This window comes from Streptomyces sp. NPDC102514 (assembly GCF_055584525.1).
Genome location: NZ_JBVJLW010000012.1, coordinates 78917 through 94104, shown reverse-complemented (window position 1 = coordinate 94104; position 15188 = coordinate 78917). Strand labels below are relative to the sequence as shown.

Annotated in this window: 14 protein-coding genes; 10 read left to right on the top strand and 4 right to left on the bottom strand. The window is 70.6% G+C overall.

Translation table 11 applies throughout. From position 1 onward, the window contains the following. The first annotated feature begins 19 nt into the window (after positions 1-19). From ACZ60E_RS27920 to ACZ60E_RS27905, 4 genes are all read left to right on the top strand, one after another. Positions 20-1411, top strand: coding sequence for a sensor histidine kinase (locus ACZ60E_RS27920; RefSeq protein WP_469444263.1), 1392 nt, complete (start codon positions 20-22; stop codon positions 1409-1411). A gap of 135 nt (positions 1412-1546) precedes the next feature. Beyond that, a complete protein-coding gene (locus ACZ60E_RS27915; protein WP_469444010.1) occupies positions 1547-2710 on the top strand; it encodes a polyamine ABC transporter substrate-binding protein in 1164 nt (387 codons plus the stop codon). A gap of 102 nt (positions 2711-2812) precedes the next feature. After that, positions 2813-3619: an SGNH/GDSL hydrolase family protein gene (locus tag ACZ60E_RS27910; protein ID WP_469444008.1), complete on the top strand. Its 807-nt coding sequence runs from the start codon at positions 2813-2815 to the stop codon at positions 3617-3619. Positions 3620-3654: 35 nt separating this feature from the next. Continuing rightward, positions 3655-4275 carry a PadR family transcriptional regulator gene (locus tag ACZ60E_RS27905; protein WP_384810959.1) on the top strand — a complete coding sequence of 207 codons (621 nt, stop codon included), beginning with the start codon at positions 3655-3657 and terminating at the stop codon, positions 4273-4275. A 16-nt stretch (positions 4276-4291) separates the two neighbouring features. On the opposite strand, the gene ACZ60E_RS27900 is transcribed toward ACZ60E_RS27905, so the two are convergent. From ACZ60E_RS27900 to ACZ60E_RS27890, 3 genes are all read right to left on the bottom strand, one after another. Further along, complete coding sequence (locus ACZ60E_RS27900; RefSeq protein WP_469444006.1) at positions 4292-5494, bottom strand: serine hydrolase domain-containing protein; 1203 nt, start codon at positions 5492-5494, stop codon at positions 4292-4294. 125 nt (positions 5495-5619) lie between these two features. Beyond that, positions 5620-6321, bottom strand: a complete 702-nt coding sequence (locus ACZ60E_RS27895; RefSeq protein WP_469444005.1) for a glycerophosphodiester phosphodiesterase — start codon at positions 6319-6321, stop codon at positions 5620-5622. Between the two features lie 25 nt (positions 6322-6346). After that, the gene (locus ACZ60E_RS27890; protein ID WP_469444004.1) at positions 6347-7510 is read right to left on the bottom strand and encodes an adenosine deaminase; all 1164 of its coding nucleotides are present in this window, start codon (positions 7508-7510) and stop codon (positions 6347-6349) included. A 352-nt stretch (positions 7511-7862) separates the two neighbouring features. Between ACZ60E_RS27890 and ACZ60E_RS27885 the strand changes: the two genes are divergently transcribed. After that, on the top strand, positions 7863-8192 hold the full coding sequence (locus ACZ60E_RS27885; protein ID WP_469444003.1) for a DUF4190 domain-containing protein: 330 nt from the start codon (positions 7863-7865) through the stop codon (positions 8190-8192). Between the two features lie 392 nt (positions 8193-8584). On the opposite strand, the gene ACZ60E_RS27880 is transcribed toward ACZ60E_RS27885, so the two are convergent. Continuing rightward, the gene (locus ACZ60E_RS27880) at positions 8585-9193 is read right to left on the bottom strand and encodes an NADAR family protein (RefSeq protein WP_469444001.1); all 609 of its coding nucleotides are present in this window, start codon (positions 9191-9193) and stop codon (positions 8585-8587) included. 208 nt (positions 9194-9401) lie between these two features. Here ACZ60E_RS27880 and ACZ60E_RS27875 point away from each other — a divergent pair, with 208 nt between their 5' ends. From ACZ60E_RS27875 to ACZ60E_RS27855, 5 genes are read left to right on the top strand one after another with little or no spacing between them, the layout of a single operon-like run. Beyond that, positions 9402-10922: a gamma-aminobutyraldehyde dehydrogenase gene (locus ACZ60E_RS27875; RefSeq protein WP_469443999.1), complete on the top strand. Its 1521-nt coding sequence runs from the start codon at positions 9402-9404 to the stop codon at positions 10920-10922. Positions 10923-10972: 50 nt separating this feature from the next. Then, on the top strand, positions 10973-12217 hold the full coding sequence (locus tag ACZ60E_RS27870) for a polyamine ABC transporter substrate-binding protein (RefSeq protein ID WP_469443996.1): 1245 nt from the start codon (positions 10973-10975) through the stop codon (positions 12215-12217). Between the two features lie 5 nt (positions 12218-12222). Continuing rightward, complete coding sequence (locus ACZ60E_RS27865; RefSeq protein ID WP_469443995.1) at positions 12223-13422, top strand: ABC transporter ATP-binding protein; 1200 nt, start codon at positions 12223-12225, stop codon at positions 13420-13422. Then, entirely contained in the window at positions 13422-14351 is a 930-nt protein-coding gene (locus ACZ60E_RS27860) for an ABC transporter permease (RefSeq protein WP_469443993.1), read from the top strand. The genes ACZ60E_RS27865 and ACZ60E_RS27860 overlap by 1 nt, the downstream gene beginning before the upstream one ends. Next, a complete protein-coding gene (locus ACZ60E_RS27855; protein WP_384810932.1) occupies positions 14352-15152 on the top strand; it encodes an ABC transporter permease in 801 nt (266 codons plus the stop codon). Positions 15153-15188 lie beyond the last annotated feature (36 nt).

Genomic DNA, 15188 nt, shown 5'->3' with positions numbered 1-15188 from the left:
CGCGGGTGGCGTGAGCGGTATGGGTGCGGTGCGCGGGCGGTTCGCGTTCCCGGGGTCGCGCGGGGGCCGGAGGCCGCAGAGCGTCCGGTGGCGGCTGACACTGCTCTACGGCGGGCTGTTCGTGGTGACGGGGGCGGTGCTGCTGGCCCTCACGTACGCGCTCGTGGCCGACAACCAGCCGCTGGCCGTGTCCGGGTCGGGGTCGGGCGACCGGCCGGTACCGGGCGGCGCGGATACGGGGGACGCGGGCTCCGGGAGCGTCATGAAGCCGGGGGCGGCCACGGTCGAGAGCTATGTGCGCGAGCGGCTGGCCGTCCAGCGGGGTGACCAGCTCCACCAGCTGCTCGTCGAGTCGGGGATCGCCCTCGGCGTCATGGCGATCGCCTCACTGATCCTCGGATGGCTGGTCGCGGGACGGGTCCTCGCGCCGCTGCGGGACATGGCGGTCACGGCCCGGCGGATCTCCGCGGACGATCTGCACCGGCGTCTCGCCGTGTCCGGCCCCGACGACGAGCTGAAGGATCTCGCTGACACGTTCGACGATCTGCTCGCCCGGCTGGAGGGCGCCTTCGAGGCGCAGCGGCGTTTCGTGGCCAACGCGTCGCACGAGTTGCGTACCCCGCTCACCCTTCAGCAGGCCGTCGTCGACGTGGCACTGGCCGACCCGCGCGCCGACGCCGCGTCCCTGCGGGCGGCCTGCCTGCGCGTGCGGGCCGCCGGGCAGGAGCAGGAGCGGCTGATCGAGGCGCTGCTCACGCTGGCGCGGGGGCAGCGGGCGCTGCACGAGCGGGAGTCGGTGGACCTGGCCGTCCTCACGGATGACCTGCTGCCCGAGGGCGGCCCCGGGCCCCGGGTGGACGCGGAACTGACGTCCGCGCCGCTCGTCGGGGACCCGCATCTGGTCGGACGGCTCGTGAGCAATCTGCTGGAGAACGCCGTCCGCCACAACGTGGCCGAGGGGGCGGGGGGTTGGGTCACCGTCTGGACCGGGGTCGTCGACGGGCGGGCGTCCCTGCGGATCGCCAACAGCGGGCCGGTGGTGCCGGTCGATCAGGTGGGGGTGCTGTTCGAACCGTTCCGGAGGCTGGGGGTGGAGCGGGTGCGGGGCCGTGCCCGGGAGGGGGCGGGACTGGGGTTGTCGATCGTGGCGGCGATCGTGGGGGCGCACGGGGGTGTGGTGGAGGCGCGGGCGCGGGGGGAGGGCGGGTTGTGGGTGGAGGTGGTGTTTCCGCCCCCGCCGCCCTCACCCGTTCCCCTCAACGACTCGGGGGCGCTGCCCCCGAACCCCCGGCCCTCAAACGCCGGACGGGCTGAAGTGTCGCCGGGCCGGCGGACACCTCCAGCCTGTCCGGCGTTTGAGGACAAGGGGGGCGAGGGGGCGCAGCCCCCATGCGTGGACGGGAACGGGTAGGGGCGGCGGGGGCGACACCCTGTCGTCCCGTGGCCGGACCGCTGGACGCAACGTCCATTGCCCGCCCGCCGACGCGCCCGGCATGCTGCGGACGTGCCAGCGAACCGGAGCCACCCGACCCCGAAGAAGACCCCCATGTCCCGCCGCAACCTGCTGCGCACCCTCGGTACGGGCGCGGCGGCAGCGTTCGCCGCGGGCTGCGGGGTACCGGCCGCGTACGTCGCGCCAGGAGACCGGCGGAGAAGCGATCTGTCGGCCACGGAGAAGCGTCTGACCTGGGCAAACTGGCCGCTCTACATCGACACGGACGACGAGGACGAGTCGCGGCGCCCCACCCTGGACGCCTTCGGGAAGCGCACCGGGATCGCGGTCACGTACACCGAGGAGATCAACGACAACGACGAGTTCTTCGGCAAGGTCAGCCCGTCCCTGATGAACCACCAGGAGACCGGCCGGGACCTGATCGTCGTCAGCGACTGGATGTGCGCGCGGTTCGTACGCCTCGGCTGGGTCCAGGAGATGGACCGCTCCCGGCAGCCGAACATCACCAGGTACCTCGATCCGCAACTGCGGTCCCCGGCCTTCGACCCGGGGCGCCGCTCCACCGTGCCGTGGCAGTCGGGGATCACCGGTGTCGCGTACAACCGCCGCAGGCTGGGCCGGGAGATCCGGCACGTGTCCGATCTGTGGGCCGACGACCTCAAGGGCCGCGTCACGCTGCTGTCGGGGCTCGACGAGGCGTTCGCGCTGCTCATGCAGGGCAACGGCGTCGACATCACCCGGTGGACCGCGGACGACTTCCACACGATGTGCGACCAGGTCGACGAGCTCGTCCGCGCGGACCACATCCGCCGCTTCACCGGCAACGACTACATAAAGGACCTGTCGAGCGGCGACGTGCTGGCCTGCCAGGCGTACAGCGGTGACGTGATCCAGCTGCAGGCCGACGATCCCGACATCGAGTTCGTCGTGCCGGAGGAGGGTGCCGAGTTCTGGTCCGAGTCCCTGATGATCCCGAACCTCGCCCGCCACAAGGCGAACGCGGAGGAACTGGTCGACTACTACTACGAGCCCGCCGTGGCCGCCGAACTCGCCGCCTGGGTCAACTACGTCTGCCCCGTCCCGGCCGCCCAGGACATCCTCGCCTCCGCCAAGGACAAGGAGACCGCCGCCCTCGCCGAGGACCCGCTCATCTTCCCCGACAGCGCCATGCGCAAGCGGCTCGCGATCGCCCGCGACATCACGGCGAAGGAGCGGACGGAGTTCGCGAAGCGCTGGAACGCCATCGCCGGCCTGTAGCCCGCACCGGTGGCCGTACCGCCGGTCACCTCTTGCCATAGCCAACAAAGTGAATAGGGTATTAGTGGGGTAGTGGCGGGCCACGGCGAAAGGGGTCACCCCATGTCCGACAGCGGAAGCGGATATCTGCGGTACGTCGCCCTGGGCGACAGTCAGACCGAGGGGCTCGGTGACGGCGACGACGTGACAGGGCTGCGCGGATGCGCCGACCGGTTCGCGGAGGAGCTGGCGAAGGGGTCCCCGGACGTCCTCTACGCCAATCTCGCCGTCCGCGGGCGCCTCGCAGGGCAGGTGCGCGCCGAGCAGCTGCCCGCGGCCCTCGCCCTGCGGCCCGACGTGGCCACCGTGGTCGCCGGGATGAACGACCTGCTGCGGCCCCGCTTCGACGCGGACGAGGTGGGCGCCCACCTGGAGGCGATGTTCGCCGCGCTGACCGGGCAGGGGGCCCGCGTCGCGACGGTCACCTTCCCCGACGTCGGCCGGATCAGCCCGCTGGCCAGGCCGCTCGGCCGCCGGGTCCTCGCCCTCAACTCCCGTATCCGGGACGCGGCCGGACGCCATGGCGTGGTCATCGCGGACATGTCCGCCCACGAGGTGGTCACGGACCCCCGGCTGTGGAGTCCTGACCGGCTGCACGCGAGTCCGCTCGGCCATGCGCGGATCGCCGCCGCGGTCGCCCACGCGTGCGGCCTGCCGGGCAGTGACGAGGCCTGGACGCTGCCCCTGCCGCCCGGTGCGTCGGTGCCCACGCGGCTGCGGGTCGTCGGGGCGGAACTGCGCTGGGTCGGCGGCTTCCTGGGGCCCTGGCTCATGCGCCGGGTCCGGGGCCGTTCGTCGGGCGACGGGCGGCAGGCCAAGCGGCCGGAACTGCTCCCGCCGGTCCTCGTCGACAGTCGCGTCCTTGACTGATCAACGGCTGATCGACCCGGTGCTAGCTTGAGCCCATGGCGTTGCGCAACGCGGTGATGGCCGCACTCCTGGAGGGCGAGGCGTCGGGGTACGACCTCGCGAAGGGCTTCGAAGCCTCGGTCGCCAACTTCTGGATGGCCACCCCCCAGCAGCTCTACCGCGAGCTCGAGCGCATGGAGGGCGAGGGGCTGGTCTCCGCCCGGGTCGTCCAGCAGGAGCGCCGGCCCAACAAACGGCTCTTCTCGCTCACGGAGTCCGGACGCCGGGTCCTGCGCGCGTTCGTCACCGAGGGCCCCGCGAAGCCCCTGGCCATCAGGGACGAGCTGATGGTCAAGGTCCAGTGCGTCGACATCGGGGACCTCGACGACATCGAGGCCGTACGGACCGCGGTCGCCGAGCGCGTCGAACGGTCCGCCGCCAAACTCGCCCGCTATCTGCGGATGCGGGAACGCATGCTGGCCGGCCGCACCGAGGACGAACACCTCGCGTCCGCCGACCGCATCGGCCCCTATCTCACCCTCCAGGGCGGTATCGCCCTGGAGCGGGGGAACCTCCAGTGGGGCGAGACCGTCCTGAAGCGCCTCGCGCAGCGCGTCGCGGTCCTCGGCGGCCCGCCCCCCGCGCACCCGGACGAACCGGGCCCCCCGAACACCTAGCCCGCCCCGGCCGCCCTCACCCCCCGAAGGCCGCCCGTACGATCCGCTCGGCCACCGGGTTCATGTCCTCCGACTTGGCGTCCGTCGCGTTGACCGAGTACACGAGGGTGCGGGACAGATCACGGGTGGCCGCGACGAGCGTGCCGTACCCGGGACGCGCCCCCGACTTCAGCCACAGGATCGTGCCGTTGCCCAGGTCGAACCGCTGGAGACCGGCGCTCATGGTGGCGCCCGGCACATCGGGCAGGGTGAACATCTCCTTGTCCAGGAGGGGCCGGGGGACCAGCCGGCCCCGGAACAGCGCGTGCAGGAGCCGCTCCAGGTCCGCCGTCGTGGAGATCATGTCGCCCGCGGCCCACCGGTCCGACATGTTCCACTCGGTGGCGTCCACCAGCCTGCCGTCCGCCAGTCGCTGGTAGCCGCGGTTGTGCGGTCCGTGGATACGCGGGTCGGGGCCGCCGGGGAAGGACGTGTGCCGCATCCCGGCCGGCCGCAGGACCCGTACCGTCGCCTGGTGCTCGTACGAGTCGCCGGTGACCTTCTCCACGAGGAGGCCCAGCACGGTGTAGTCGATGTTGCTGTAGTTCTGCCGCTCGCCGGGGCGGAAGGCGGGACCCTGGGCGACCGAGGCGGCCACCACCTCCTCGGGCGTCAGCGTCTCGTACCGCCGCTCGTACCCCTCGCCGTTCACGTCCCCGAGCGACGAGCCCGGCTTCAGACCGCTGGTGAACGTGAGCAACTGCCGTACGGTGATGGGCTCGAAGGCCTTCGGGAGGAGGCCGGGCAGGTAGGTCTGGACGTGCCCGTCCAGGTCCACCCGGCCCTCGGCGGCGAGTTGGAGCACGACGGCCGCGGTGACGACCTTCGTCGTGGAACCGGCCCGGAAACGCCCGTCCGCCAGCGCCTCGTGCCCACTCGGCAGATCGTGCACCCCGGCGCTGCCCCGCCACACACCGTCCGTGCCCGACACCCGTACGAGCGCGGCCGTCGCGTCGTCGTCCGGAAGCCCCGCGAGCGCGGCCCGCAAGGCCCGGCCGGTGGCCGGATCCACGGCCCCCGGTCTCCCGGTGTCCCGGTCCCCGGCGTCCGGGCCCGCGGTCTGACGTACGGAGGCCGTGGGCGGGGAGGCGGCGAGCGCGGTCCCGGCCACGGGGCCCGCGGTCAGGCCCAGCACCACGAGGGCGGCACAGGCGGTACGGGTACGGGCACGGACATCCATCGGCTGACTCCCGGGTGATCGGTGACCTTCATCCTCCGGGCGTACGCCGCCTCGCGGATCCTCCTCCGGGAGGGCGGCGACCCTGGCCGGTCCCCGAGCAACTTCCGTACCGGGCAAGGGTGTTGTCAGGGATTTCCCTGAGGGGTCCGCACCGGCAGGGAGCGGAGCGTGTCGATGCGGTTCGTCGTGATCGAGTCGACGCCCGCGTCGAGGAGCCGCCGCATGGACCGCCGGGTGTCGGGCGTCCACACCGAGACCAGGTAGCCGTCCCGGTGGACCCTGTCGACGAGATCGCGGTCGACCAGCCCGAAGCGGTAGTTGAGCCACCGGGGCCGTACGGCGTCGAGCAGCGCGGGCCGCGGCGGGGCGAGGCTCGTCCAGGTGAGGGCGATCTCGGCGGCGGGGTCGGCCGCGCGGACGGCGAGCATGGCGGCGGCCCCCGCGCAGTAGTACACGCGCTCCTCGGCGCCGAAGTCCCGGACGACACCGACGATCCGGCGGACGGTACGCGCGTCCGGCGGGCCGGGCAGGTCGATCATGAGGCGGCCGTCGTCCGCCGCCTTCAGAGCCTCCTCCAGCGTGGGGATCCCGCCCGAGGTCAGCCCCCGCACCTCGTCGGCGGAGAGCGAGCGCAACGGCCGGTCCTGTTCCCACAGCCGCTTCAGCGTGTCGTCGTGGAGCAGGACGGGCACGCCGTCGCGGGTCGGCCGGACGTCGATCTCCACGGCGTCCGCGCCCCGTCGGAGCGCGGAACGCAGGGAGCCGAGCGTGTTCTCACGGACGCGGTAGGGGTCGCCGCGATGGGCCACGGCAGTCACGGTACGCATCGGCCCATTGTGCTGGTGCGCCGGCTCAGGGCGCGAGCCACCCGGCGGTGTACGTGTCGATCTCCGCCGCCAGCGCCGCCTTGCCGGGGGCGTCCAGGAAGGAGACGTCGACGGCGTTCTTGGCGAGCTCGGCCAGACCCCGCTCGTCGAGGTCGAGAAGACGGGCGGCGACCGCGTACTCGTTGTTCAGGTCGGTGCCGAACATCGGCGGGTCGTCGGAGTTGACGGTGACGACGACACCGGCCCGTACGAACTCCTTCATGGGGTGCTCGTCGAGGGTGCGGACCGCGCGGGTGGCGATGTTGGAGGTGGGGCACACCTCCAGCGGGATGCGGTGCTCGGCGAGGTGCGCGAGGAGCTTCGGGTCCCGGACGGAGCTGGTGCCGTGGCCGATGCGCTCGGCCCGCAGGTCCGTCAGCGCGTCCCACACCGTCTCGGGCCCGGTCGTCTCGCCCGCGTGCGGTACGGAGTGCAGGCCGGCTGCGATCGCACGGTCGAAGTACGGCTTGAACTGCGGCCGGGGTACGCCGATCTCGGGGCCGCCCAGCCCGAAGGAGACCAGGCCCTCCGGGCGGAGCTTGTCGGTCGTGGCGAGCCGGACCGTCTCCTCGGCGGATTCGAGCCCCGCCTCGCCCGGGATGTCGAAGCACCACCGCAGGATCGTGCCGAAGTCGGCCTCGGCGGCGATACGGGCGTCCTCGATGGCGTCCATGAAGGCGCCCTCGTCGATACCACGGCGCGTCGACGAGAACGGCGTGATCGTCAGCTCGGCGTAGCGGATCTGCTGCCGGGCCATGTCACGGGCGACCTCGTACGTGAGGAGACGTACGTCCTCGGGGGTGCGGATGAGGTCGACGACGGACAGGTACACGTCGATGAAGTGGGCGAAGTCCGTGAACGTGAAGTAGTCGACCAGTGCCTCGGGGTCCGACGGCACCTTGGAGTCGCGGTGCCGGGCCGCCAGCTCGGAGACGATCCGGGGGGAGGCGGAGCCGACGTGGTGGACGTGCAGTTCGGCCTTGGGCAGTCCGGCGATGAAGGCGTGCAGGTCGGTCAAGGTTCCTCCCCAGGAACGGCGCCCCGCCGGTGTGCGGCGGGTGGGCGCGGGTGATCGGCTGATCGGTGGTGCGGTGCTTCGAGGATCATCGTAGGCCGCGGTCCGCCTGCGGGGAGGCTTGGGCCGTAGCATGACGCCACGTACGAAAGAGGGGGCTTTGCGCATGTCCGAGGACGCGAAGGCATCGGGTGGGGCGGGCGAGGAGCCGAATCCCTGGGCTCCGCCGATGGACGCGGGTGCCTCGCCGGGGGCCGGGCCGTCCTCGGTGCACGACCGGCAGACCGTGACCTCGTTCCCCGTGACGCCGGATCCGTATGCGGCGCCGGGGGGTTCCTCCGCGGTTCCGCCGCCGCCGGTTGCGCCGGGAGGGCCGGGGCAGGTGCCGTACGGGTACGGGCCTGTGCACGGGCACGGGCCTGGGTACGGGTATCCGGCTTACCCCGTGCAGGGTGGGCCCGGTTACGGGTGGCCGGGTGGGCCCGGGATGCCTGGCATGCCCATGGGGCCGAGCAATGGGCTGGGGACCGCGTCGCTCGTACTCGGGATCGTCGCGGCGGTCGGGTTCTGCCTGTGGCCGGTGGCGCTCGTGTGCGGGATTCTCGCGGTGATCTTCGGGGCGATCGGGCGGGGGCGGGCCCGGCGGGGCCAGGCGACGAACGCCGGGCAGGCGTTGGCGGGGATCATCTGCGGGGCGGTCGGTGTCGCGCTGGGCGTCGCGTTCCTGGTGGTGTTCCTGATCCTGCCGGATACCGTGATCGATGAGTCGGGGAACGGGGACGACGGCTTCAGCACGTCGTTGACTACGGTCAGCTGAGCGGGGGTTTTGGGCTGGCTTGTGGGTGGGTGCGGGTGAGTAGGGGCTGAGGCCTTTGCGCCGTTCCCCGCGCCCCTTGGGGTGGATCCGCCGGGTGGGCAGGTGCGGGTGGTCGTGGGCTGGCCGCGCAGTTCCTCGCGCCCCTGGGGGTGGGTTCGGTGGGTGGACGGGTGCGGGTTGTTGTGGGCTTGTCGCGCAGTTCCCCGCGCCCCTAAAAGCTAAACGCCAAAGCCCGAAGCGGTCCGTTGCTGCGGCAGGGGGCTGCGACGGCCGGGCCCCTTTAGGGGCGCGGGGAACTGCGCGACCAGCCCCCACCGGGCCCGCAGGTAACCACGTACCTCGCCCCCGCCAGGGCCGCCCCGGCCTGGCCGCAGGCCGGACTCGTTCACCCTTCACGCGGAGCGCAAGCGCTCCCGGGCCCTCATCAGGGCGAAGCCCAAGAGGTTTGGGCCCTGCCAGTGCGTGGGATCCGACGCGCGGGCGTCGTCCGCGGACAGGCCGATGCCCCAGACCCGGTCCACGGGACTGGCCTCCACCAGCACCCTCCCCCAGCCTTCGGCCGGGGGGACCCCCACCTCGCTTCGCCCGCCCGTACCCAGCAGGAATCCGCGAAGCGCCTCGTCGGAGGCGAACTTCCGCACGCTTCCCTCGACCACGATGTCGAACCGCTCCCGCTCCCAGACGGACTCGTCGAACCCCCTGACCAGCCGCCCCGCCTTCTTCGCGAGCGCCGGATCGGACGCGTCGAGCGCCCGCCGCTCCGCCTCCGCGTCACCGAAGAGCCGCGCCTTGCGCGCCATCATCCAGTGCTCGGCCGTCCGGTACTCCACCCCGTCGGCCGTGAACGGCGACGGCCACCACTGGCTCAGACAGCTCGACCCGATGCGCCCGTCGGCCCGCGGCCGGTGCCCCCAGAAGTGCAGGTACTTGACCTTCGCCCCCGCCCGGACCGCGCTGACCAGCGCCTCCCGGGACGCGATGCTGTTCTTGATCTCCCCCATGCACGCGAGTCTGGCACGCACCACTGACAATCCGTCCTGCCTTTTCCTCAGCGACTCGACACCTGGTCGACAGATTCCGTCGCGTAACCAAATGGCAACAACGGAATCACTTGTTGGAGCACCATTGCTCTGTCAGGATCGGCACTCAAATCGAGCTGGAGCTACGCCGACCCCCCCGGGTTCGGGGAGTGCGGCGGAGGAGAGCGAAATGCACAATCCGGGCCATCGCTTCCAGGCGCAGGACCGCTTCGCGGACGGCGCGCAGTACATCGCGGGCCGGCCGGCCAAGGGCACGTCCGGCCGGAGTCACACCGTCGTCGACCCCGCCACCGGCGACGACCTCCACACGTACGAGCTGGCGGGCACGGACGACGTGGACGCGGCGGTGCGGGCCGCGCGGGAGGCGTTCCCCGGCTGGTCCGGCGCCACCCCGGGCGAGCGCTCCGACGCCATGCACCGCTTCGCCGCCGTGCTCGCGGACCGCGCCGAGGAGTTCGCGCAGGCCGAGTCCCTGCAGTGCGGCAAGCCGATCAAGCTGACCCGGGAGTTCGACGTCCCGGGCACGATCGACAACACCGCCTTCTTCGCGGGCACGGCCCGGCATCTCCAGGGCCAGTCCGCCGGTGAGTACTCCGGAGACCACACCTCGTACGTACGGCGTGAGCCCATCGGGGTGGTCGGGTCCATCGCCCCCTGGAACTACCCCCTCCAGATGGCCGCCTGGAAGGTCCTCCCGGCGATCGCCGCCGGCAACACGATCGTCCTCAAGCCCGCCGAGCTGACCCCGTTCACCTCGCTGCTGTTCGCCGAGGCGGCGACGGCGGCGGGCATCCCGGACGGGGTCGTCAACGTCATCAGCGGGGCGGGCCGGGACTCCGGTGAGCATCTGGTCGGGCACCCGGACGTCGTCATGACCTCCTTCACCGGGTCCACCGCCGTCGGCAGGCGCGTCGCGGAGATCGCCACCTCCACGGTCAAGCGCCTGCATCTGGAACTCGGCGGCAAGGCCCCCTTCGTGGTCTTCGACGACGCCGATCTGGAGGCCGCCGTGCACGGCGCGGTCGCGGGCGCGCTCATCAACACGGGCCAGGACTGCACGGCCGCCACGCGCGCGTACGTGCAAAGGCCCCTCTACGAAGAGTTCGTCGCCAGGACCGCGGAGCTGATGGAGAGCGTCCGGCTCGGCGATCCGTTCGCCCCGGACACCGATCTCGGACCGCTGATCTCCGTGGCCCAGCGCGACCGGGTCGCCGGGTTCGTCGACCGGGCACGCTCCTCCGCGCGCGTGGTCACCGGCGGCGAGATCCCGAAGGGGCTCGAGCACGGCGCGTACTACCGGCCGACCCTGATCGCCGACGCCGCCCAGGACAGCGAGATCGTGCAGTCCGAGATCTTCGGCCCGGTCCTGGTGGCCGTCCCCTTCGACAGCGACGACGAAGGCATCCGCCTCGCCAACGACACCCCGTACGGTCTCGCCGCCTCCGCGTGGAGCCGTGACGTGTACCGGGCGAACCGGGCCACGCGTGAGATCAAGGCGGGCTGTGTGTGGGTCAACGACCACATCCCGATCATCAGCGAGATGCCCCACGGCGGTTACAAGGCGTCCGGCTTCGGCAAGGACATGTCCGCGTACTCGTTCGAGGAGTACACACAGATCAAGCACGTCATGTTCGACAACACGGCGGTGGCCAGGAAGGACTGGCACCGCACGATCTTCGGGGACCGTTAGTCACTGTCGGCCCGGACCAGGCCGAACCCTCCCGAAAGGGCACCACGAGCATGGAGCAGTACGAGCCCGACCAACTGTCCCCGGCCCGACTGGCCGCCGTGCGGCGCAGCTTCCGCAATGGCAGGGCCTCCCTCAGCCGCCGTTCGCTGCTGCGCGCCTCGACGGGCGGCGCGCTCGCCCTGGGCGGACTCGGGACCCTGAGCGCCTGCGGGATCCCCGCGGCGAAGAACACCGCGGGCGTTTCGTCCGAGGACCACTCGGCCAAGGAGAAGCAGATCAGCTTCTCCAACTGGACCGAGTACATGGACGTCGACGACAGCGGGAAGCGGCACCCGACGCTCGACACGTTCGCCGAACGCACCGGCATCAAGGTCAAGTACACCGAGGACATCAACGACAACGTCGAGTTCTTCGGCAAGCTCAAGCCGCAGCTCGCGGCGGGCCAGGACACCGGGCGCGACCTCATCTGCGTCACCGACTGGCTGGCCGCCCGGCTGATCCGCTTCGGCTGGGTGCAGAAACTGGACGCGTCCAACCTGCCGCACGCCTACGCGAACCTCTCCCAGCAGTTCCGCACCCCCGACTGGGACCCGGGACGCGCCTACTCGTACCCCTGGACCGGTATCCCCACCGTCATCGCGTACAACAAGAAGGCACTGGACGGGGTGGAGGTGAAGTCGATCTCCGACCTGCTCGACAACCCGAAGCTCAAGGGACGCGTCGCCTTCCTGTCCGAGATGCGCGACAGCATCGGAATGACGCTGCTCGACCTCGGCAAGGACCCGGCGAAGTTCACCGACGACGACTTCGACGCGGCGATCGCCCGGCTCCAGAAGGCCGTCGACAAGGGCCAGATCCGCCGCTTCACCGGCAACGACTACACGTCCGACCTCACCAAGGGCGACCTCGCGGCCTGTGTCGCCTGGGCCGGAGACGTCGTCCAGCTCAAGGCGGACAGCCCGGACATCGACTTCGTCATCCCGGACAGCGGCTACATGATCTCCTCGGACAACCTGCTGGTCCCCAACAAGGCACGGCACAAGTCCAACGCCGAGCGGCTCATCGACTACTACTACGAGCCCGGTCCTGCCGCGCAGCTGGCCGCGTACATCAACTACGTCTGTCCCGTCGACGGTGTGAAGGCCGAACTGGCGAAGATCGACAAGTCGGCGGCCGACAACCCGCTGATCATTCCCGACGCCGCCATGGCGGCCACGTCGCACGCCTTCCGCTCGCTGAGCGCGAAGGAAGAGACGGCGTACGAAGAGAAGTTCGCAAAGCTGACGGGGGCGTGATCACCGTGACCACCAACAACAGTGCGAAGAACAGCACGACGGGCAGCACGACGAGCGGTACGGAGTCCGGCGGTGACGTCCGCCTCTCGGGCATCAGCAAGACCTACGGCTCCTTCAACGCCGTCCGGCCGCTCGATCTGACCGTACCCCAGGGCTCGTTCTTCGCCCTCCTCGGAGCGTCGGGCTGCGGCAAGACCACCACCCTGCGCATGATCGCCGGTCTGGAGGAACCTTCCTCCGGAACGGTCTTCCTCGGCGAGCAGGACGTCACGAACCTGCCCCCGTACAAGCGGCCCGTGAACACCGTCTTCCAGTCGTACGCCCTCTTCCCGCACCTCGACATCTTCGAGAACGTCGCCTTCGGTCTGCGCCGGCGCGGCATCAAGTCGGTGAAGAAGCAGGTCGGCGAGATGCTCGACCTCGTACAGCTCGGCGAGCAGGCCCGCAAGAAGCCGCACCAGCTCTCCGGCGGCCAGCAGCAGCGCGTCGCCGTGGCCCGCGCGCTGATCAACACCCCCAAGGTGCTCCTCCTCGACGAGCCCCTCGGCGCCCTCGACCTGAAGCTGCGCCGTCAGATGCAGCTGGAGCTCAAGCGCATCCAGACCGAGGTCGGCATCACCTTCATCCACGTCACGCACGACCAGGAGGAGGCCATGACCATGGCCGACACGGTCGCCGTGATGAACGCGGGCCGCGTCGAGCAGCTCGGCTCGCCCGCCGACCTCTACGAGAACCCGCAGACCACGTTCGTCGCCAACTTCCTCGGCACCTCCAACCTCATCGAGGCCGAGGTCGACGCCAGGAGCGGCGACGACATCGTCCTCGGAGCGGGCGGCGGCAAGCTCGTCCTGCCCGAGGCCCGATGTTCGGCGCCCACGACGGCCGGCGGCAAGGTCCTGGTCGGGGTCCGCCCCGAGAAGATCTCCCTCACGCACGCCGACGAGGCGGGCGAGATCCCGGCGGGCCGCAACCGCATCACGGGCACGATCGCCGACTCCAGTTTCATCGGCGTCTCCACGCAGTACGTCATCGACAGCCCGGTCTGCCCGGAGTTCGAGGTCTACGCCCAGAACATCGACCGCGACCCCCGGCTCGTACCCGGCGCCGAGGTCGTCCTGCACTGGAACCCGGCACACACCTTCGGCCTGGACGCCGCCCAGGACATCGACGCGGGCATCGAAACGGTCGAGGAAGAGGCGGCCTGATGACGACCGTCACCGACGCGCCACCCCTGGCGCCCACCCCCGCGCCGAAGGAGCGCCCCCCTCACAGGAGGGGCCGCCTCACCCCGTACTGGCTGCTGCTCCCCGGCATCCTCTGGCTGGTCGTCTTCTTCGCGCTGCCGATGGTCTACCAGGCCTCCACGTCCGTGCAGACGGGCTCCCTGGAGGACGGCTACCAGGTCACCTGGCACTTCGCGACCTACTGGGACGCGGTGGCCGACTACTGGCCGCAGTTCCTGCGCTCCATCGCCTACGCGGGCACCGCCACGATCCTGTGCCTGCTGCTCGGCTACCCGCTCGCGTATCTGATCGCGTTCCGCGCGGGCCGCTGGCGCAACCTGATCCTGATCCTGGTCATCGCGCCCTTCTTCACCAGCTTCCTGATCCGCACGCTCGCCTGGAAGACGATCCTCGCGGACAGCGGCCCGGTCGTCGGCGCCCTCAACACGCTCCACGTCCTGGACGTCACCAGCTGGCTCGGCGTCACCGAGGGGGACCGCGTGCTGGCCACCCCGCTCGCGGTGGTCTGCGGACTCACGTACAACTTCCTGCCGTTCATGATCCTGCCGCTCTACACCTCCCTCGAACGCATCGACGGGCGGCTGCACGAGGCGGCCGGCGATCTCTTCGCGCGGCCCTTCACCACCTTCCGCAAGGTGACCTTCCCGCTGTCGATGCCCGGCGTCGTCTCCGGGACACTGCTCACGTTCATCCCGGCGAGCGGCGACTACGTGAACGCCGATCTGCTCGGCTCCACCGACACCCGCATGGTCGGAAACGTCATCCAGACGCAGTTCCTGCGCATTCTCGACTATCCGACGGCCGCGGCTCTCTCCTTCATTCTCATGGCGGGAATCCTGGCCATCGTCACGCTCTACATCCGCAAGTCCGGGACGGAGGATCTGGTTTAGATGGGCCTCTTGCGCTGGTTCAGAAGCCGTCTCGTCGTCATCGCGGGTCTGCTGACCCTCGGATATCTGCTGCTGCCCAACATCGTCGTCACCGTCTTCTCCTTCAACAATCCGAAGGGGCGCTTCAACTACGAATGGCAGCAGTTCTCCACGGACGCCTGGACCGATCCCTGCGGGGTCGCCGACCTGTGCGGCTCGCTCTCACTGAGCCTGCAGATCGCCGCCTGGGCGACCCTGGGCGCCACCGTCCTCGGCACGATGATCGCCTTCGCGCTCGTCCGTTACCGCTTCCGCGCGCGCGGCGCCGTGAACTCGCTGATCTTCCTGCCGATGGCGATGCCCGAGGTCGTCATGGCCGCCTCGCTGCTCACGCTCTTCCTCAACCTGGGCGCCCAGCTGGGCTTCTGGACGATCCTCATCGCCCACATCATGTTCTGTCTGAGCTTCGTCGTCACCGCCGTGAAGGCACGCGTGATGTCGATGGACCCGCGCCTGGAACAGGCCGCGCAGGACCTGTACGCGGGCCCCCTGCAGACCTTCCTGCGGGTCACGCTGCCCATCGCCGCGCCCGGAATCGCCGCCGGAGCGCTGCTCGCCTTCGCGCTCTCCTTCGACGATTTCATCATCACCAATTTCAACGCCGGTTCGACCGTCACGTTCCCGATGTTCGTCTGGGGTTCCGCACAGCGCGGAACACCCGTTCAGATCAACGTCATCGGTACGGCCATGTTCCTCATCGCCGTACTGTTCGTGCTGGCCGGAATGGTCATCGGAAACCGCCGCAACCGTCAGAAGGCATGACGGCCGAAAGGCACCACCGCAGAATCTCTGTTGGGA

Excerpts from the sequence above, each read along its gene's own strand:
- ACZ60E_RS27895 (WP_469444005.1), bottom strand. The coding sequence starts at position 6,321 with ATGCGTACCGTGACTGCCGTGGCCCATCGCGGCGACCCCTACCGCGTC.
- ACZ60E_RS27900 (WP_469444006.1), bottom strand. The coding sequence starts at position 5,494 with ATGGATGTCCGTGCCCGTACCCGTACCGCCTGTGCCGCCCTCGTGGTG.
- ACZ60E_RS27880 (WP_469444001.1), bottom strand. The coding sequence starts at position 9,193 with ATGGGGGAGATCAAGAACAGCATCGCGTCCCGGGAGGCGCTGGTCAGC.
- ACZ60E_RS27910 (WP_469444008.1), top strand. The coding sequence starts at position 2,813 with ATGTCCGACAGCGGAAGCGGATATCTGCGGTACGTCGCCCTGGGCGAC.
- ACZ60E_RS27915 (WP_469444010.1), top strand. The coding sequence starts at position 1,547 with ATGTCCCGCCGCAACCTGCTGCGCACCCTCGGTACGGGCGCGGCGGCA.
- ACZ60E_RS27875 (WP_469443999.1), top strand. The coding sequence starts at position 9,402 with ATGCACAATCCGGGCCATCGCTTCCAGGCGCAGGACCGCTTCGCGGAC.
- ACZ60E_RS27920 (WP_469444263.1), top strand. The coding sequence starts at position 20 with ATGGGTGCGGTGCGCGGGCGGTTCGCGTTCCCGGGGTCGCGCGGGGGC.
- ACZ60E_RS27905 (WP_384810959.1), top strand. The coding sequence starts at position 3,655 with ATGGCGTTGCGCAACGCGGTGATGGCCGCACTCCTGGAGGGCGAGGCG.
- ACZ60E_RS27855 (WP_384810932.1), top strand. The coding sequence starts at position 14,352 with ATGGGCCTCTTGCGCTGGTTCAGAAGCCGTCTCGTCGTCATCGCGGGT.
- ACZ60E_RS27890 (WP_469444004.1), bottom strand. The coding sequence starts at position 7,510 with ATGCTACGGCCCAAGCCTCCCCGCAGGCGGACCGCGGCCTACGATGAT.
- ACZ60E_RS27860 (WP_469443993.1), top strand. The coding sequence starts at position 13,422 with ATGACGACCGTCACCGACGCGCCACCCCTGGCGCCCACCCCCGCGCCG.
- ACZ60E_RS27885 (WP_469444003.1), top strand. The coding sequence starts at position 7,863 with ATGCCTGGCATGCCCATGGGGCCGAGCAATGGGCTGGGGACCGCGTCG.
- ACZ60E_RS27870 (WP_469443996.1), top strand. The coding sequence starts at position 10,973 with ATGGAGCAGTACGAGCCCGACCAACTGTCCCCGGCCCGACTGGCCGCC.